We start from the raw sequence: 18,172 nt of genomic DNA on the forward strand, positions 1-18,172 counted from the left end.
GATGCATCGGCTTCAGGCAATCGGCATCGGGCTGACGGCGGCACTGACGAACAGCAGCGCGGAAACGAGTGAAGCGGCAACCGAGAAAAGCACGTTGCGGGCGTTGTTGGCAGAAATAAGCATTGGTCGATTTTCCCTTTTTGACGAGCCCGTGATTGGGCTCACCCTCACTATTGCAGGGGGCGTGCCAATTTGAAAAAATCGTTATGATTCAATGACACGCCCCGAAATGAGGCGCGTCGAACCAGAGTCCAATACGAAATGTTGGGAAATTTTACCGTTCGAGGGCGGCGCTGCGCGGCGCGGCCTTGCGCAGGAGAGCGGCATTGCGCTCGGTCAGCGGCTGGCATTCAACGGCGACCACCGGGGCATCGATCGCGGGCGCTGTGTAGAGCGCCTCGTCGAGCGCGGCGGTGCAGACCTCTTCATTGGCATAGAGCGTCGGAGCCGCGGTGCGGGCCGTGCAGACATCTTCGCCATGGCCGCATCCGAGGACCGCGATGATGAAAGAGGTAACCAGCACTTTGAATTCCTTTCCTATTCTCTTGTGCTGCTGAACGAGCATCGGTCCGGCCCGTTCCATTCGATACGCGCGCGAAACTTGCTCTTCCCTGCCGCTCGCCCCATGGGCGTGACTGATGGTCAAGACCGGTCCCTCCTCGGTGCGCCATGATGGCGACGGCGGCAGCCTCAGGGTGCTGCTGCGCTTCCTTCCGATGCTCTGGCCCGCGGGCGAAGCGGGGCTGAAGGCGCGGGTGATCGTCGCGCTGTTGCTCGTCCTGTTGAGCAAGGCAGCGGTCCTGTCGGTGCCCTTCGCCTACAAGGCGATCATCGACGGCATGGCGGTCGAACAACAGGTCTTCGCAATGATCGCGGGGCTGGTGCTTGCCTATGCCACGCTCAATTTTGCGAGCACGCTCATCGACAATCTGCGCAACGCGCTGTTCGAGCGGGTCGGGCAGGAAGCCGCGCGCAAGCTCACCCAGCGGCTCTTCCGCCATATCCACCGCTTGAGCCTGCGCTTCCATCTCGAACGGCGCACGGGAAGCCTGACCCGCATCGTCGAGCGTGGCACCAAGAGCGTCGACAGCATGCTCTATTTCGTGCTGTTCAACATCGCCCCCACCTTCATCGAACTGGCGGGCATCTGCATCATCTTCACCATCCAGTTCGGCGCGGGCCTCACCGGGGCGACGCTGGCAATGGTGGCCTTCTACATTGTCTTCACCTGGCGGATTACCCAATGGCGGGTCGCGATCCGGCGGCGCATGAACGATGTCGACCAGCAGGCCGCGCAGCGCGCGGTCGACAGCCTCCTCAATTACGAGACGGTCAAATATTTCGGTGCCGAGGAGCGCGAGGCGCAGCGCTACGACAAGGTGATCGCGAGCTATACCGAAGCCGCGGTCAAGACCGAGACGAGCCTGGCCTGGCTCAACATCGGGCAGGCTTTCATCACCAATGCGATGCTGGCGGGCGCGATGCTGTTCACCGTCCATGGCTGGGCGGAAGGGCGCTTCACGCCGGGCGATGTCGTGCTGGTCAATTCGCTGCTCTTGCAGCTGTTCCGGCCCCTCAACATGCTCGGCTGGGTGTATCGCTCGATCAAGCAGGGCCTCATCGACATGGAGCAGATGTTCGCGCTGCTCGACACTCCCGCCGAGATCGTCGATGCGCCGGGCGCGGTGCCGCTCCGCGTGCACGAAGGCGCGGTGCGGTTCGAGGGGTTGCGTTTCGCCTATGAGGACGGGCGCGAGATCTTGAAGGGCATCGACCTTGAGGTGCCCGCCGGGTCGAGCCTCGCGGTGGTCGGCTCTTCGGGCGCGGGCAAATCGACGCTCGCCCGCTTGCTCTACCGCTTCTACGATCCGAGCGGAGGCAGGATCCTGATCGACGGGCAGGACATCGGCCGCGTGACGCAGGACAGTCTGCGCGCCGCGATCGGCATCGTCCCGCAGGACACGGTGCTGTTCAACGACAGCATCGGCTACAATATCGCCTATGGCCGCGAGGACGCGCCGCAGGACGAAATCGAGGCCGCCGCGCGCGGCGCGAGCATCGATGGTTTCATCGCGAGGCTGCCCGACGGCTATGAAACGAAAGTGGGCGAACGGGGATTGAAGCTGTCGGGAGGCGAGAAGCAGCGCGTCGCCATTGCCCGAACGCTTCTGAAGGATCCGCCGATCCTCATTCTCGACGAAGCCACCAGCGCATTGGACAGCCGCACCGAGGAAGCGATCCAGTCCACCCTCGAGGGCGTGGCGAAAAGCCGCACCACCATCATCATCGCGCACCGCCTCTCGACGATCGTCGGCGCCGACCAGATCGTCGTGCTCGACGAAGGCCGTGTCGCCGAGCGCGGCACCCATGGCGAATTGCTGGCGAGCGGCGGGCTTTACGCCGAATTGTGGAACCGCCAGGCTGCCGAACGGGCGCTCGAGGAAGCGGTCGAATAGGCTTCGATGCGTCTCGAGAGAGCGCCAGCGGGCAGGCGGCCTGGCTGGCCAAGACTGACAAAGCCGCCTAGCCTTGCCCGCGAACGGACCGGGAGAGACCGCCATGCTCGCTGCCATTCTGCTTGCCACGACGCTGTGGAGTGACGCTCCGGCTGCGGAACCTGCCGACCTCTCCTTTCTCGAAGGAAATTGGACGATCCATTCCGCCGGGGGCGATGGACTGGGCCATGCCCGCATCGCCATCCCGCTCGACGGCGCGATGATCGAGGAGCGGCGGGTGATCGCCGACCGCGATCCTCAGCTGCTCTGGATGGCCCGGCTCGAACATCAGGACGGCTGGACCCAGCTCTTTCTCTCGCCCGGAGGCAATCGGGAATTCCCGCGCCTCTCGCCGCAGGGTCAATGGCCGATGGTCTTCGGGGGCGATGTCACGCTGGCCAACGGAAACGAAGCGCGCTTTCGACTGACGGTCGACCGGAAAAGCGACGACGAGCATCACCGCCTCCTTGAGATGTCGAGCGACGAGGGTTCATCCTGGCGCCCCGTGCTCGACTATCATTATCGCCGAGCCGCGGCCACAGACCAATAGGAAAGGCGCTCAGGCCGCCGCGGTGGCCCAGCCGAGTGCGGGGATGGCGATCGATCGCTTGCCGCCCAGATCGGTACGGCTGACGATAAGGTCGCGGCTCTCGATATAGGCAAGCAGGCGGCGCGCACGCCCCAGGCTGGCGGTGCCGTAGCTGGCGGCGATTTCCTCGTCCGACGGGCAAGGCGCGCCATCGCGCGCCGCGCGGGCAACCAGCAGGAAGGGCCCCAGCATATCCTCGGGCAGATCCTCGGCGGCCTGCATCGCCTCGGCCCATTCCTCGTCGAGCGAGGAGAAGATGCCCGCCCGCGCCGCCGACAGCCGCCGCGTGAAGCCCGCAAGGTCGAGCGGAGGCCGGCTCACTCCCGCCATCCGGCAGCGCACCGAGAAATCCTGGTAGAGGAGCGAGGCCGAGCGCACCTGCTCGCCTTCGTCGGCGACGATCGCGCGCAGCACATCGGCGATCACCGCTTCCACTTCCTCGTCGCTTTTCGAGGGCTGCTCGGGTGCCGGCGCGGCGCGCTTGGCCTCCACGCTGGCGGCCAGTTTCTCGATCATCGCTTCGGACGGAGCGACGGCAGGCTCGGGCCTCGGCGGCGGCGCGGGAACGGGCGCACCCTCGAGCCCGTCGAACAGGAGTGCCTCGGCATCCTCGGGCGGCGCATCGGGAAGCGGGGTGAGCTTGGGCGTGCCTTCGCGCGGTCCGGTCTCGACCGGGCCGATCATCACCTTGAGCGGGCGCCGCGTGATGGCGGGACCGAGGCCGAGGAACTGGCCTCGCTCGAGGTCGCGGATCTGCTCGGCCTGCCGCCGTTCCATGCCGAGAAGGTCGGCGGCGCGCGCCATGTCGATGTCGAGAAAGGTGCGGCCCATCAGGAAATTGGACGCCTCGGCCGCGACATTCTTGGCGAGCTTGGCCAGCCGCTGGGTGGCGATGATGCCCGCCAGCCCGCGCTTGCGCCCGCGGCACATCAGGTTGGTCATCGCCGACAGCGAAGCGCGGCGCACCTCTTCTGGCACTTCGCCGCCCCCGGTGGGCGCGAACATCTGCGCTTCGTCGACGACCACCAGCGCGGGGTACCAATGCTCGCGCTTGGCATCGAACAATGCGTTGAGGAAAGTCGCCGCGCAGCGCATCTGTCCGTCGGCTTCGAGCCCTTCGAGGCTCAGCACCACCGACAGGCGATGTTCGCGGATGCGCCCCGCCAGCTTTGCGATCTCGGTCTCGCTATGCGCCCCGGCCTCGATCGCGACATGGCCATATTTGTCGAGCGTGACGAATTCGCCTTCGGGGTCGATCACCACCTGCTGCACCTCGCCCGCCGACTGTTCGAGCAGGCGTCGCAAAAGGTGCGACTTGCCGCTTCCCGAATTGCCCTGGACGAGCAGACGGGTCGCGAGCAATTCTTCGAGATCGAGGGCAAGGCTCTTGCCGCCGGGGTCGGTCCCCATGTCCACGCTTACGGTCATTGGCAAGGACTGTGGCGGGGCCGAATCCCCGACGCAAGTCGCGATGGCCTGCGCGAGCGACAATCGGCCTGCATGTTGTAAGGGCGCACCGGCATCCGATCAGCGGCGGTCATAGATGCGCGCATTCGAACCTTCGCCATCGAACAGCACCAGCTCGGCATTGCCGTCGCCATCGATATCGCCCGTCGCCGCGCCCCATGTCGCCGCCATCCCCGATGTGTCCAATGGCCGCCCCTCCATCGAGCCGAGCGGACCGGAGGCCAGCCAGACCAGGCCATTCCACTGGACCAGCACCAGATCGCTCGAACCGTCGCCGTCCATGTCCCCGGTCGCCAACGCCTTGGGACCGGCAGGTCGCTCCCATTGCTGGATGACCGTTTCGAGATCGTCGTCGAGGATCGTGAGGTTCGCTCCGGCGGTCTGGGATGCAATCACCAGCTCGGCACGTCCGTCTCCATCCATGTCGTCGGCGAGGACAGCGAAGGGACCGGGTGCCGCGATGCGCCGGTCGACGACAAAATCGCCGCCATTCCGCTGTCGGACGATGGCGACATGATCGGAATGAGGCGAGGCGATGTCGAGCAGGCCGTCGCCATCGAAATCGGCGATCGCGAAGGCGAGATAGGGATCTCCGCCCACCTCGACCGGCGCGGTCTGCCACTCGCCCGGGCGGTTATAGAGAATATAGAGCCGCATTTCCTCGCGGCTGTCGACGACGAGATCGGGGCGTCCGTCTCCATCCATGTCGGCCACTTCGACGACGTGCGGATGCGGTGCCAACGACGGCGGCAGTGCGATTTGCTCCGCCGGAGCAAATCCTCCTTCGCCATCCCCCTTGAGCAGGGTGATTCTGTCCTGCTCATGATTGGGGGTCACAAGGTCGAGATGACCATCGAGATCCATGTCCGCCGAGCGAAGCCAATTGGGAAAAGGACCGCTGTCATGGGCAACGGGATCGGCAAAGCTGCCCTGCCCGTCCCCCAGCCGCACGACGATCCGCGCATGCGATTGCTGCGCCTCGACAAGATCGAGCGCGCCATCGCGATTGAGGTCGACCAGCAGCGGGAAACTCTGCCCTTCCGCGCTTGCCAGCAAACGCGTCGCGAAGCGTCCGGTCTCCACCGAAGCTTGCTGGCAGGCAGCGGCAACGAGGAGAAGGGGGACCGACAATAGCATGGGCTTTCTCTCCAACCTGCATCTCCTGCGCGAGAAGCGAGGCTATGGAAGCTGCGAACAGGACGCAACGGCTTGTGTCCCGTGCCCCACTCCTTCATCAGGCTCCTCGTGCGGCCACTCGATCAACTTCTCCACGACATCTTCGGATTTTCCTCCTTCCGCGGCGTGCAGGAGGAAGTGGTCATGCGCGTGATGCAAGCGCGCGACACGCTGGCGGTGATGCCGACCGGGGCGGGCAAGTCGCTCTGTTACCAGCTTCCCGCGGTCGCGCTCGACGGTACCGCGATCGTCATTTCCCCGCTGATCGCCTTGATGCAGGACCAGGTCCGTTCGGCGCGCGCCAACGGCATCCGCGCCGCCGCATTGACGAGCATGAGCGAGGATTGGCGCGAGACGCAGGACCGCTTCCAGTCGGGCGAGCTCGATCTTCTCTATGTCGCCCCCGAACGCGCCACCACCGATGGGTTCGGGCGGCTTCTCGAACAGGCGCGGATCAGCCTGTTCGCAGTCGACGAAGCGCATTGCGTTTCCGAATGGGGGCATGATTTCCGCCCCGACTACCGGCTCTTGCGCCCGCTGCTCGACCATTTCGGCGCACCGCGCCTCGCGCTCACCGCGACCGCCGACCGGCGCACCCGCGCCGATATCCTCAACCAGCTGGGCATCGCCGAGGACGGGCTGATCGTCGCGGGCTTCGACCGGCCCAACATCCGCTATCATGTCGTCCCGAGGCAGGGGCTGCCTGCGCAGTTGAAGGCGCTTGCCAAGGCGCATCCGGGACCCGGCATCGTCTATTGCCCGAGCCGCGCCCAGACCGAGCGGGTGGCCGAGAAGATGCGCGCCGAGGGACGCAGCGCGGCGCCCTATCATGCCGGGCTCGACAAGACGGTGCGCGCCGCCAACCAGGAAGCCTTCGTCGCGTCCGAGGACATGCTGGTCGCCGCGACCATCGCCTTCGGCATGGGGATCGACAAGCCCGACGTGCGCTTCATTGCCCATGCCGGCCTGCCCAAGTCGATCGAGGCCTATTACCAGGAGACCGGCCGCGCGGGGCGCGACGGCGATCCTGCCGAGGCCTGGCTGTTCTGGGGAGCCGAGGATTTCGCCCGCGCCCGCCGCCGGATCGAGAGTGAAGTCGAGCCGGCGCGCCGGCCTGCCGAGCGCGACCGGCTCAACGCGCTCGCCGCCTTCGTCGAGGCCGCGACCTGCCGCCGAGCGATCCTGCTGCGGCATTTCGGCGAGGACCCGCCCGAACGGTGCGGCAATTGCGACAATTGCCTTCATCCGCCCAGGACGATCGACGTCACCACCATCGCGCAGAAGATATTGTCGGCGGCCTTCCGTACCGAGATGCGCTTCGGCATCGCCTATCTTGCGCAGGTGCTTGGCGGCGACGACAATGAGAAGGTGCGGATGAACGGGCACCACGCGCTGTCGGTATTCGGGATCATGGATGGCGAGGAATTGCGCTTCGTTCGCCCGGTCGCGCGCAGCCTGATGGCGCGCGACGCGTTGCGCGCCGACGATTATGGCGGATTGAGCTTCGGGCCTGGCGCCAAGGCCATCCTGAAGGGCGAACAGGCCGTCGAGATCGCCATGCCCCCGCGCCCGCCGCGCGGGTCGCGCAGGGTCTCGGCCGACGAACCGCACGATCCCGCCTTCGAGGCCCTTCGCAACTGGCGCCGCGACGTGGCGAAGGCAGCGGGCGTACCCCCCTATGTGGTTTTCCACGATTCCACGCTGCGCGCGGTTGCGGCAATGAAACCTTCGAGCCTGTCCGCGCTTTCCACCGTGGACGGAATCGGAGAAAAGAAGCTGGAGCGATATGGCGAGTCGCTTCTCGAGGCAGTGGAGGCATTGGAACATGGACCAGCGACAGCTTGACGAGAAAATCTGGGTAGGGCCGCAAATCCGGCCCGAGGATGTTTCCTCGCTCAAGGAAAAGGGCATCGAGCTCATCATCAACAACCGCCCCGACGGCGAGGAAGCGGGCCAGCCGACGAGCGCCGAGATCGAGGCCGCCGCGAAGGAAGCCGGGATCGAATATATCCACAACCCCGTCTATCGCGGCCCCAGCTATTCGGATGTCGAGGCGATGGAAGACGCGCTCGAAAAGGCGGGCGAGAAGAAGATTTTCGCTTTCTGCCGGTCAGGCACGCGTTCGACGCTGACCTGGGCGATCGCCCGCGCCGAACAGGGCTGCGACCGGGCGCATCTCGAACGCTGCGCCGAGCAGGCGGGCTACGACCTCAAGCCGGTCGCGCACCTGCTCTAGGAACGGGAAAGCGCCTCGCGGGCGCGTGTCAGGTCTTCCTCGAGCACCATCAGGCGCACCGCGATGAGACCCGCGCCGCCGAAGACATTGTTCATGCCGCCATCGAGGATGACATGGTCGATGCCCTCGGCATCGAGCTTGTGACCGGCAAGATCGGCTTCCACCTTGGTTCCGAACCGCGCGAGTTCGGCAAGGCTCATGCCGCTTCGGTGCCGCCCACGGTAATGCCGTCGATATAGAGGCTGGGCTGGCCCACGCCTGCGGGCACCGACTGCCCGCCCTTGCCGCAGATGCCCACGCCTTCGTCGAGTGCCATGTCGTTGCCGATGCCCTTGACCCGCGTGAGCACGGTCGGCCCGTCGCCGATCAGCGTCGCGCCCTTCACGGGATCGCCCAGCTTGCCGTCCTTCACCCGATAGGCCTCGGTGCAGGAGAAGACGAACTTGCCATTGGTAATATCGACCTGGCCTCCGCCGAAACTGGCGGCGTAGATGCCGTCCTTCACTCTGCTCATCAGCTCGGCCGGATCGTCCTTGCCGCCCAGCATGAAGGTATTGGTCATGCGCGGCATCGGCGCATGGGCGAAGCTTTCGCGGCGGCCGTTGCCGGTTGGCTCCATCCCCATCAGCCGGGCATTGAGCCGGTCCTGCAGATAGCCCTTGAGGATGCCGTCCTCGATCAGCGTGGTGCGTCCCGTGGGCGTGCCTTCATCGTCGATGGTGAGCGATCCGCGCCGCCCCTCGATCGCGCCTTCGTCGATCACCGTGACGCCGGGCGCGGCGACCCGTTCGCCAATGCGCCCCGAAAAGGCGCTGGTGCCCTTGCGGTTGAAATCGCCTTCGAGCCCATGGCCGACCGCTTCATGAAGCAGCACGCCGCACCAGCCCGGGCCGAGCAGCACGTCCATCTCGCCCGCCGGTGCCGCGACGCTGCGCAGATTGACATCGGCAATCCGGATTGCCTCGTCGATGGCGCGGTTCCAGCTCTCCTCGCGGAACAATTCGTCATAAAGATAGCGCCCGCCGAGGCCATGATAGCCCGACTCGCTGCGCTCTCCATCCTTGAGAACCACCTGCACGTTCAGCCGTACGAGCGGACGGACATCGGTGGCGACGAAGCCGTCGGCACGGACGATCTCGACCACGCCCCAGCTGCCCGACAGGCTGACGCTCACCTGGTCGATGCGCGGATCGCGCTCGCGCGCGGCGGCCTCGATCCGCTGGCACAATTCGACCTTGTCCTTGAAACGGGTCTGCGACAGCGGATCGCCATCGCCATAGATCCGCGCATTGGTGCGCGGCGGAGGCGGTGCAGCCTGTCCCCTGGCGGGATCGAGCAGCTGCAATGTCTGCGCCGCCCGCTCGATCGCGGCTTCGCTGATCTCATTGGCATGGGCAAAGGCAGTGGTCTCGCCCGTCACCCCGCGCAGGCCGAAACCCGAATCGGCATGATAATCGGCCGATTTCAGCCGGCCATCGTCGAACAGGAAATTCTCACTGGTGCGATATTGGAGATAGATTTCCCCATCATCGTGCGCCGACAGGTGGCGGCGGGCAAGGCGCACCGCGCCATCGGGATCGAGAAAGCCGGGGCGATAGAGAAAGTTGCGGGGGTCCATCCCCTAACTATCGGTATCGGCAGGTCCGCCTTCAAGGACAAATCGGCGGTCGCAATAGCCGCATTCGACATATCCATCGTCGTCGATGTGCAGATAGACGCGCGGATGGCCCAGCGAAGGCTCGATGTCGCCGGCTCCGTCGCAGGCGACGCGCAGCGTGTTGACCTTGATGATTTCGGGCGGGGGAATCGTCGACATGGCGGGTCGATTAGCGCGGGCGCGCCCGCGCGGCAACGCCTTAGCGATAATCGACCGTGACGGTGAAGCTGGCTTCGTACAGCCCCTCGGGCTGGTCGGCGGCCAGCGACAGCGTGCCGCCCAGATAGACTTGCTCGCGCCCGTCAACGGGCGAAAGGGTGCGCAGGGGCGACCCGTTGAGCCACATGTTGATGACGAGGATGTCATCGCCTGCCGCGTTGGTCAGCGTGAGCGGAACCGAATGGGTGAGGATGATTTCCTGCCCCGGATTGCCGACCACAGTGAACTGCGCGCGATTGCCGGGATCGCCCGGAACGCCTTCGGCGCCGCCCGAGAAGCTGCGCGGATTGCCGTTCGACGGCATCGTCACGGTGCCGCCCTGGGTGTTCGAGATGACGACGGTGCCGAAGTCGAGGTCGTCCACCTTGAAGATCGCCAGCGGCTCGAGGATCCGAACGCGGGCGGTGCCGTCGCTATTGCTCACCGGCGCGGCATGCGCAGGCGTCGCCGCAAGAGCGGCGGTGCAAGCGGCAATGATGCAAAGTTTCTGGTCCACGCCTTATTCCATCCCCATCGTTGGCGACGGACCAGAATATCGGCGAAAAACCCGCCCAAGCGGTTAGCGTTGATGGTCAGCGGGAATTTAACCCTGTTTTTTCATGACTTTGGCGCTCAGGGATATTGGACCTGGACCTCGAACTGGCCTTCATAAGCCCCTTCGGCGGCACCCGCCGGAATGTCGATGCTCGCCCCCACGCGAAAGTCGAAATAGGTGCTCGCGGTAACGGTCCGCTGGTCGGGTCCGTCGAGCGTGAAATTGCGCACGACGAGCGTCTCGGTGCCGCCCAGCCGCGTCATCGTGATCGTGCCCTTGGGAATGCGGATCTTGATCTTCTTGGTGCGCTCGGGCGAACCGCCGAACTTGGCCGAATGGCCGTCATTTCCCGAGAGGATCGCCCCGGTCACACTGATCTCGCTGCCTTCGGGTCGGGTGGGATCGATGACCACCGTTCCCCCGGTCGAGGTCGCATCCATGTAGATCGTGCCGAAGTCGAGATCGCGGATCTTCACGATCGACATGGGAGAGACCATGGTGACCGTCGCCTTGCCATCCTCGCGGACCGGCTGGGCCAGCGCGGGCGCGGCGCCAAGCGAGACGCTGGCTATGATAGCGAGAAGGGTGGGAAGGTGGGTCCGGCTCATGGCGAGGCCTTGGCATGGTTAACCTCACCGTTACCCTAAGACTTAAGGTAAATTGGTCATTAACCCCTTACCCTTTGCGGCGGTCGGCATCGCCGCTATGGCGCTTTGCCAATGACTGACGAACCCGCCATCTCCATCGAATCGCTGTCGAAGACCTATGCCGGGGGCAAGCAGGCCCTCGACAATGTGAGCTTCGAGGTGCCGCGCGGCCAGATCTTCGGCCTCCTGGGCCCGAATGGCGCGGGCAAGTCGACTTTGATCAACATCCTTGCCGGGCTGGTTACTAAGACCAGCGGTTCGGCCACGGTGTGGGGCTTCGACATCGACAAGAGCCCGCGCAACGCCAAGCGCGCGATCGGTATCGTCCCGCAGGAAATCCTCTTCGACCCTTTCTTCACTCCGCGCGAGGCCCTCGAAAACCAGGCCGGGCTCTACGGCATTGCGAAAAGCGAGAGGCGAACCGACGAATTGCTCGAGGCGGTCCGCCTTAGCGACAAGGCCGATGCCTATGCGCGCACGCTGTCGGGCGGGATGAAACGCCGCCTGCTGGTCGCCAAGGCAATGGTCCATTCGCCGCCCATCCTCGTCCTCGACGAACCGACCGCAGGGGTCGATATCGACCTTCGCCAACAGCTCTGGGAATATGTCCGTTCGCTCCATGCACGCGGGGTGACGGTGGTGCTCACCACCCATTATCTCGAGGAAGCCGAGGAATTGTGCGACCGGATCGCGATCATCAATCACGGTCGCCTGATTGCCAACGAAGCCACCGCCGACCTGCTCGCCAAGGCGCAGGACAAGGAAGTAGTGATCACCGTCAACCGCGACCTCGACGGGCTTCCCCATCACGGCTGCTTCCGCAAGGTCGAGCAGGTCGGCCCGTGCGACATCGCCATCACCTATTCGAAGGAGGAGGCCAATGCCGGTGACGTGGTCAAGGTGCTTGCCGACGCGGGCTACGAGATGATCGACATCCGCACCCGCGAACCCGACCTGGAGGACGTCTTCCTCCGCCTCACGCGGGACGCGGCATGAGCGACTTTGACGTCCTCGTCGTCGGCACGGGCGCGGCCGGCCTGACCGCCGCGCTCGCTCTTGCCGACCAGGGAAAGTGCGTCGGCGTCCTCGCCAAGGGCAAGCTGGGCGGCGGCGCGACCGAGTGGGCGCAGGGCGGGATCGCCGCGGTGCTCGAGGAAGGTGACAGTTTCGACAATCATGTCCGCGACACGATGGTCGCGGGCGCAGGGCTCAACGACCGCGAGGTGGTTGAGATGGTGGTGTCGCGCGCCCCCGCGGCGATCGCCCGGCTGGCCGAACTGGGAGTGCCCTTCAACCTCGGCGAGGATGGCGACTGGCACCTCACCCGCGAAGGCGGGCACAGCCATCGCCGCATCGTCCATGTCCACGACGCCACCGGCTGGGCGGTCTCGCAGGCGCTCGAAAAGGCGGCGGTCGCGCATGACAATATCCGCCTGCTTCCCGACATGGTTGCGATCGACCTCGCCACCGGCCGCCATGCCTCCGAATTCTCGACCAGCGGCGCGGTGCGCGGGCTCTACGCCTTCAACCGCCACAGCCAGGAAGTCGAGGCACTGACCGCGCGTGCCACCATCCTCGCGGCGGGCGGCGCAGGGCGCAGCTATCTCTATTCGACCGCGCCGCGCGGCGCGACCGGCGATGGCATCGCGATGGCCTGGCGCGCGGGCTGCCGCATCTCGAACATGGAATTCATGCAATTCCATCCGACCTGCCTCTACAATCTCGAGGTCAAGAATTTCCTCATTACCGAGGCGGTGCGCGGCGAAGGCGGCATCCTGCGCAATCCCCAGACCGGCGAGCGCTTCATGAAGACGGTCGACGAGAGGCTCGAACTCGCGCCGCGCGACATCGTCGCCCGCGCGATCGACGCCGAGATCAAGCGCGACGGCCTCGATTATGTCCATCTCGACATCGCGCATCGCGGCCCCGAATTCGTGAAAGCCCATTTCCCGACCATCCACGAGAAATTGCTCGGCCTCGGGATCGACATCACCACCGACCCCATCCCGGTGGTGCCCGCGCAGCATTATACCTGCGGCGGAGTGGTGATCGACCGCCATGGCCGCACCGACGCACCGGGCCTCTATGCCGCGGGCGAAGTCACCCAGTCGGGCCTCCACGGCGCCAATCGCCTTGCTTCGAACAGCCTCCTCGAATGTTTCGTGTTCGGCGAAGCCGCCGCCGACCATATCGTCGCCAATTGGGACGCGCTTCCCGAATGCGGGCCGATCCGCGAATGGGACGAAAGCCGCGTCACCGACAGCGACGAGGAAGTGGTGATCCAGCAGGTGTGGGGCGAGATCCGCCGTTTCATGTGGAATTTCGTCGGCATCGTGCGCACCACCAAGCGGTTGGAGCGCGCCAAGAACCGCATCGACCTGTTGCGCCGCGAAGTGAATGATTATTACGCCCATTTCCGCGTGACCCCCGACCTCATCGAGCTGCGCAACCTCGTCGAGGTGTCGGACCTAATCATCCGCTCGGCGCTCGCTCGGCACGAAAGCCGGGGCCTCCACTTCACTCTCGATTATCCTGAGACAAGGGAAGAAGCGGTCGATACAGTGCTGGTGCCATGAAGCTCGACTGCGCCAGCTGCCCGGCGCGGCGCGGCGCTTTGACGCGGCCTGAAACGCGCTAAACATCGGACGCAGCGGTAGCAGCAGATCTAAGATAAGCTACGGAGCGAAGGAGGACCGGAGCGTCGTCTCGTTTTCCGCCCGCGCAAACAGGCATGGCAAGCGTGCGCATAGCTGCTAAAGCGCATCGGCAATGGCCGATAAGCAACCCCACCTCTACCTGGTCGACGGATCCAGCTATATCTTCCGCGCCTATCACCAGCTTCCCCCGCTGACCAACAAGGCGGGCACGCCCGCGGGCGCGGTCTATGGCTATACCGCGATGCTGTGGAAGCTCGCCGACGGGCTCAACAAGGAAGAAGGCCCGACCCATCTCGCGGTGATCCTCGACAAGTCCTCCAAGTCGCACCGCAACGACATCTATGCCGAGTACAAGGCCAACCGTCCGCCCCCGCCCGAGGACCTCGTTCCGCAATTCCCGCTGATCCGCGAAGCGACCCGAGCCTTCTCCCTTCCCTGCATCGAGGAAGAAGGGCTCGAGGCCGACGATATCATCGCTTGCTATGCCCGCGCCGCCGCCGACCAGGGCTGGAAAGTCACCATCGTCAGTTCCGACAAGGACCTGATGCAGCTGATCGAGACGCGGCCCAACGGCGCCGAGATCGACATGCTCGACACGATGAAGGACAAGCGCATCCGCGCCGCCGAGGTGGTCGAGAAATTCGGCGTCGGCCCCGAGAAGGTCGGCGACATGCTCGCGCTGATGGGCGACAAGGTCGACAATATCCCGGGCGTGCCGGGCGTCGGGCCCAAGACCGCCGCGACGCTTCTCGAACAATATGGCGACCTCGAAACCGTGCTCGCTTCGCTCGACGAAATCAGCAAGCCGGCCTTGAAGCGCAATCTCACCGAACATGCCGACGCCGCGCGGATGAGCCGCGAACTCGTCGAACTGGTGTGCGATGCACCGCTCCCCGCGCCGCTCGACGATTTCAAACTCGACGGCATCCCCGCCGAGCCGCTGCGAGCCTTTCTTGAGGAACAGGGGTTCAAGGCGTTGCTCCGCCGCATGGGTGGCGGCTCGAAAACGGCGGAAGAGCGCGAAAATTCGGGCAGTGACGTCAAGACGGCATATACGTCGGCTCCCGCCGAACCGCCCGAGCCCGAGACGATCGAGGTGGACCGCTCGGCCTACCAGACGATCGTGGATGAGGATGCGCTCGACGGCTGGATCGCCGAAGCGCGCGCCAAGGGCCTGGTCGCGGTCGATACCGAGACCACCGGTCTCGACCCGATGCGCGCCGAACTCGTCGGTATCAGCCTCGCCACCGCGCCGGGCCGCGCCTGCTACATTCCCTTCGGTCATGGCGGAAACGATCTCTTGTCCGAGCGCCCGCCCCAGCTTGACAGGAAGATCGTTCTCACGCGCCTCAAACCGCTGTTCGAGGACGCCAGCGTCCTGAAAGTAGGGCATAATCTCAAATATGACATGGTGCTCCTTGCCAAGGATGACGTCATGCTTTCACCACTCGACGATACGCTGGTCATGAGCTTCGATCTCGATGCCGGGCGCGGGATCGGGGGGCACGGGCTCGACGAACTGGCGAAGAAGCAGCTCGGCCACCAATGCCTCAGCTTCAAGGAAGTGTGCGGTACCGGCAAGAAGCAGATCTGCTTTTCCGAAGTGCCGCTCGACAAGGCCACCGAATATGCTGCCGAGGATGCCGACGTTGCGCTCCGCCTCTGGCAGCGCCTCAAGCCGCGCCTCGCCGCAGAGCGCGTGACCCGTGTCTACGAGAGTGTCGACCGGCCGATGGTCGGGGTGCTCGCGCGCATGGAAAAGCGCGGGGTGCGCGTCGATCGCGACTATCTCGCACGCCTGTCGGGCGAATTCGCCGAGGACATCGCCGCGCTCGAAAAGAAGATCCACGCCGCGGCGGGCGAGGAATTCACCATCGGTTCGCCCCAGCAGCTCGGCAACATCCTGTTCGACAAGCTTGGTGCCAAGGGCGGGCGCAAGGGCAAGACGGGCAATTATTCGACGGACGTGAACGAGCTCGAACGGCTCGCGGGCGAAGGCATGGAAGTCGCTCGGCTGGTGCTCGACTGGCGCCAGCTATCGAAGCTCAAGAGCACCTATACCGACGCGCTCCAGGGAGAGATCGACCCGCGTACGGGCCGGGTGCACACTTGCTACAGCCTCGCGGGCGCGCAGACCGGGCGCTTGTCCTCGACCGATCCCAACCTGCAGAACATCCCCATCCGCACCCCGCTCGGCGCCAAGATCCGCGATGCCTTCATCGCCAGCGACGATCATGTGCTGATGAGCGCCGACTATAGCCAGATCGAGCTGCGCCTCGCCGCGCACATGGCCGACGTGCCCCAGCTCAAGGAGGCCTTTCGCGAAGGCGCGGACATCCACGACCGCACCGCCGAGGAACTGTTCGGCTCGGCCGACAAGGATTGCCGCGCCAAGGCCAAGACGGTCAATTTCGCGATCCTCTACGGCATCTCGGCCTTCGGACTCGCCGGACGGCTGGGAATCGAGCGCAGCGAAGCACAGGACATCATCGACCGCTATTTCGACCGCTTCCCCGGCATCCGCGACTATATCGCGCGCACCCTTACCGAAGTGCGCGACTGCGGTTTCACTACCACCCTTTTCGGCCGCAAGACCCATTTTCCCAACATCCGCTCGAAGATGCAGAATGTCCGTGCGGGCGCCGAGCGCGCCGCGATCAACGCCCCCATTCAGGGCACCAGCGCCGACCTCATCAAGCGGGCGATGGCGCGGATGGACAAGGCGCTCGCCGAAGAAGGGCTGAGTGACGTCAAGATGCTGCTCCAGGTGCATGACGAACTGGTGTTCGACGTGCCCAGGGGCCGCGAGGAAGAAGCCGCGGCGGTGATCCGCACGGTGATGTCGGGCGCGGCGGCTCCTGCGCTCCCTCTTGATGTCCCGCTCGACGTCGATGTCGGCTGGGGCGACAATTGGGGCGCCGCGCATTGACCCGAAGCGAGGAACAGGCGGGCGCCCCCGCGCCCGACGGCGGCAAGAAGGATCTCGCGGCGCTCGCCCGGGGCGGCCGCATCAATTTCTTCGGCTTCGTGCTGCGCCTCGTGGCGCGCATTCCTTTCCTGCTGATCGCCGGCCAGTTCTACGGCGCCGAGGCGCTGGGGCGTTTTGCCTATGCGCTGATCGTGGTCGAATTCGCCGCCCAGCTCGGCACCTTCGGGCTGAAGCGCGGGCTAGCCCAGCAGCTCAGCCACTCGAAGGATCGCAACCATACCCATATCTGCTGGGACGCGCTTGTCGTCGCCCTGTTCGGCTCGGCGATCACCATGGGGCTCCTGTTCCTCTTCCCGCAGGCGATGTTCCCCAACAGCGAAGTGCGCGGGCTCGAACGCGCGCTTCCGGTCACCGTTCTCGCGCTTGCCTGGACCGAGATCAGCCTCGCCGCGCTCGCTTATCGCCACAATATCGGCGCGACCGTGCGCGCCCGCGCGATCGTAGAGCCCTGGGTGATCTCCATCGCGGCCTTCATCTGGGTGTTCATCAGCCTCGATGACGGGCTGATCATCGCTTATGTGCTCTCGATGCTCGCGGCGGTGATCGCCTCGATGTGGCCCTTCCTCAAGGAATATGGCCTGCCGCACGGCTGGACCCCGCATCCCGGCAAATTATGGCAGATGGCGCGCGAGAATTATCCGCTGGCGATTGCCGACACGGTCGAATGGGGGTCGCGCCGTATCGACATCGCGGTGCTCGGCCTGTTCTTCTCGCCCGCGATCGTCGGCATCTATTATGTCGCCCAGCAGGTCGCCTCGCTGCCCAGCAAACTCAAGACCAGCTTCGACCCCATCCTCGGCCCCGTGGTGTCGCGCAACGTCGCGGCAGGCAACAAGAAAGCCGTGGCGCGGCAGGTCCGGCAGGTCGGCTTCTGGATCATCGCCGCACAGGCCGCGGTGGCACTGGGTCTCGGCATCCCCGCGATGGCGGTGATGAACCTCGTCGGCCCCGAATTCGGCGTGGGCTATCTCATCCTCGGCGTGCTGCTTGCCGCCGAAGTGGTCGCGGCGATGGCGGCGGTCAGCGAAGCCGCGCTCATCTATCTCGCGCGCCATCGCAACATGCTGATCAGCCTGTTCATGATCGGGCTCGAGGTGGTTCTCGCCGCGGGCGCGATCCTCATCCTTCGCTCGATGGAGCTGCCCGATCCCATCCAGGCGATCGGTCCCGCACTGGGACTGCTGCTCGCATTGGCTTTCGGAGCCATCGCGAAGGCCTGGCTCCTGTCGCGCATCGTCGAAGCACCGGTATCGGGCTGGCGCTGGCCGATCGTCTGGGCAGCGGGCGCGGCTCTGGTGGTGGGCTATTTCGCGGTCAAGCTGCCCGACTGGGGACAGCTCGCAATCGGCGGCCCCGCGATCATGATCGCCTTCGGGGTGATCATCTGGATCAAGGGTTTCGGCCCCGAGGACCGCGAACTGTTCAAGATGCGCAAGCGCGACATCGAGATCGACCTGCCGCCACCGGGATCGAGCGGCAGCCGACCTCTCTGACTTCGCTCCGCC

Annotated in this window: 17 protein-coding genes; 9 read left to right on the forward strand and 8 right to left on the reverse strand. The window is 65.2% G+C overall.

Annotated elements, in window-relative coordinates:
• The first annotated feature begins 1 nt into the window (after position 1).
• Positions 2-196, forward strand: a complete 195-nt coding sequence (locus FHS50_RS08995; protein ID WP_183934113.1) for a hypothetical protein — start codon at positions 2-4, stop codon at positions 194-196.
• A 78-nt stretch (positions 197-274) separates the two neighbouring features.
• Here FHS50_RS08995 and FHS50_RS09000 read toward each other — a convergent pair whose 3' ends face one another.
• Positions 275-523, reverse strand: a complete 249-nt coding sequence (locus tag FHS50_RS09000) for a hypothetical protein (RefSeq protein ID WP_183934114.1) — start codon at positions 521-523, stop codon at positions 275-277.
• Positions 524-638: 115 nt separating this feature from the next.
• Between FHS50_RS09000 and FHS50_RS09005 the strand changes: the two genes are divergently transcribed.
• Positions 639-2,456, forward strand: a complete 1,818-nt coding sequence (locus FHS50_RS09005) for an ABCB family ABC transporter ATP-binding protein/permease (protein WP_183934115.1) — start codon at positions 639-641, stop codon at positions 2,454-2,456.
• A gap of 103 nt (positions 2,457-2,559) precedes the next feature.
• Entirely contained in the window at positions 2,560-3,045 is a 486-nt protein-coding gene (locus FHS50_RS09010) for a hypothetical protein (protein ID WP_183934116.1), read from the forward strand.
• A gap of 9 nt (positions 3,046-3,054) precedes the next feature.
• On the opposite strand, the gene FHS50_RS09015 is transcribed toward FHS50_RS09010, so the two are convergent.
• Both FHS50_RS09015 and FHS50_RS09020 read right to left on the reverse strand, forming a co-directional pair.
• Complete coding sequence (locus FHS50_RS09015) at positions 3,055-4,512, reverse strand: helicase HerA domain-containing protein (protein ID WP_183934117.1); 1,458 nt, start codon at positions 4,510-4,512, stop codon at positions 3,055-3,057.
• Positions 4,513-4,611: 99 nt separating this feature from the next.
• On the reverse strand, positions 4,612-5,688 hold the full coding sequence (locus FHS50_RS09020; RefSeq protein ID WP_183934118.1) for an FG-GAP repeat domain-containing protein: 1,077 nt from the start codon (positions 5,686-5,688) through the stop codon (positions 4,612-4,614).
• A gap of 108 nt (positions 5,689-5,796) precedes the next feature.
• Here FHS50_RS09020 and recQ point away from each other — a divergent pair, with 108 nt between their 5' ends.
• The gene (gene recQ / locus FHS50_RS09025; RefSeq protein WP_183934119.1) at positions 5,797-7,572 is read left to right on the forward strand and encodes a DNA helicase RecQ; all 1,776 of its coding nucleotides are present in this window, start codon (positions 5,797-5,799) and stop codon (positions 7,570-7,572) included.
• Complete coding sequence (locus tag FHS50_RS09030; protein ID WP_183934120.1) at positions 7,553-7,963, forward strand: protein tyrosine phosphatase family protein; 411 nt, start codon at positions 7,553-7,555, stop codon at positions 7,961-7,963. Before recQ ends, FHS50_RS09030 begins: the two co-directional genes overlap by 20 nt.
• Here FHS50_RS09030 and FHS50_RS09035 read toward each other — a convergent pair.
• The 5 genes from FHS50_RS09035 to FHS50_RS09055 all read right to left on the reverse strand — a co-directional run bounded on the left by FHS50_RS09035 (position 7,960) and on the right by FHS50_RS09055 (position 10,982).
• Positions 7,960-8,163 carry a putative signal transducing protein gene (locus FHS50_RS09035; RefSeq protein ID WP_183934121.1) on the reverse strand — a complete coding sequence of 68 codons (204 nt, stop codon included), beginning with the start codon at positions 8,161-8,163 and terminating at the stop codon, positions 7,960-7,962. The two genes, FHS50_RS09030 and FHS50_RS09035, sit on opposite strands and share 4 nt — an antisense overlap.
• Positions 8,160-9,581, reverse strand: coding sequence for a metalloprotease TldD (gene tldD / locus FHS50_RS09040; protein WP_183934122.1), 1,422 nt, complete (start codon positions 9,579-9,581; stop codon positions 8,160-8,162). The genes FHS50_RS09035 and tldD overlap by 4 nt, the downstream gene beginning before the upstream one ends.
• Positions 9,582-9,584: 3 nt before the next feature.
• A complete protein-coding gene (locus tag FHS50_RS09045) occupies positions 9,585-9,779 on the reverse strand; it encodes a zinc-finger domain-containing protein (protein WP_183934123.1) in 195 nt (64 codons plus the stop codon).
• 40 nt (positions 9,780-9,819) lie between these two features.
• Positions 9,820-10,335 (reverse strand): DUF4402 domain-containing protein, encoded by a 516-nt coding sequence (locus FHS50_RS09050; RefSeq protein ID WP_183934124.1) that lies wholly within the window; start codon positions 10,333-10,335, stop codon positions 9,820-9,822.
• Positions 10,336-10,451: 116 nt separating this feature from the next.
• Positions 10,452-10,982 (reverse strand): DUF4402 domain-containing protein, encoded by a 531-nt coding sequence (locus FHS50_RS09055; RefSeq protein ID WP_183934125.1) that lies wholly within the window; start codon positions 10,980-10,982, stop codon positions 10,452-10,454.
• 111 nt (positions 10,983-11,093) lie between these two features.
• Here FHS50_RS09055 and FHS50_RS09060 point away from each other — a divergent pair, with 111 nt between their 5' ends.
• From FHS50_RS09060 to FHS50_RS09075, 4 genes are all read left to right on the forward strand, one after another.
• Positions 11,094-12,017, forward strand: coding sequence for an ABC transporter ATP-binding protein (locus tag FHS50_RS09060; RefSeq protein WP_183934126.1), 924 nt, complete (start codon positions 11,094-11,096; stop codon positions 12,015-12,017).
• A complete protein-coding gene (nadB, locus tag FHS50_RS09065; RefSeq protein ID WP_183934127.1) occupies positions 12,014-13,597 on the forward strand; it encodes an L-aspartate oxidase in 1,584 nt (527 codons plus the stop codon). The genes FHS50_RS09060 and nadB overlap by 4 nt, the downstream gene beginning before the upstream one ends.
• Before the next feature lie 193 nt (positions 13,598-13,790).
• Positions 13,791-16,607: a DNA polymerase I gene (gene polA, locus FHS50_RS09070; protein ID WP_183934128.1), complete on the forward strand. Its 2,817-nt coding sequence runs from the start codon at positions 13,791-13,793 to the stop codon at positions 16,605-16,607.
• Positions 16,604-18,160 (forward strand): lipopolysaccharide biosynthesis protein, encoded by a 1,557-nt coding sequence (locus tag FHS50_RS09075; RefSeq protein WP_183934129.1) that lies wholly within the window; start codon positions 16,604-16,606, stop codon positions 18,158-18,160. The genes polA and FHS50_RS09075 overlap by 4 nt, the downstream gene beginning before the upstream one ends.
• The last annotated feature ends 12 nt before the right edge of the window (positions 18,161-18,172 follow it).

Origin of the sequence: Sphingomicrobium lutaoense (assembly GCF_014195685.1) — a bacterium.
GTDB classification, from domain to species: domain Bacteria; phylum Pseudomonadota; class Alphaproteobacteria; order Sphingomonadales; family Sphingomonadaceae; genus Sphingomicrobium; species Sphingomicrobium lutaoense.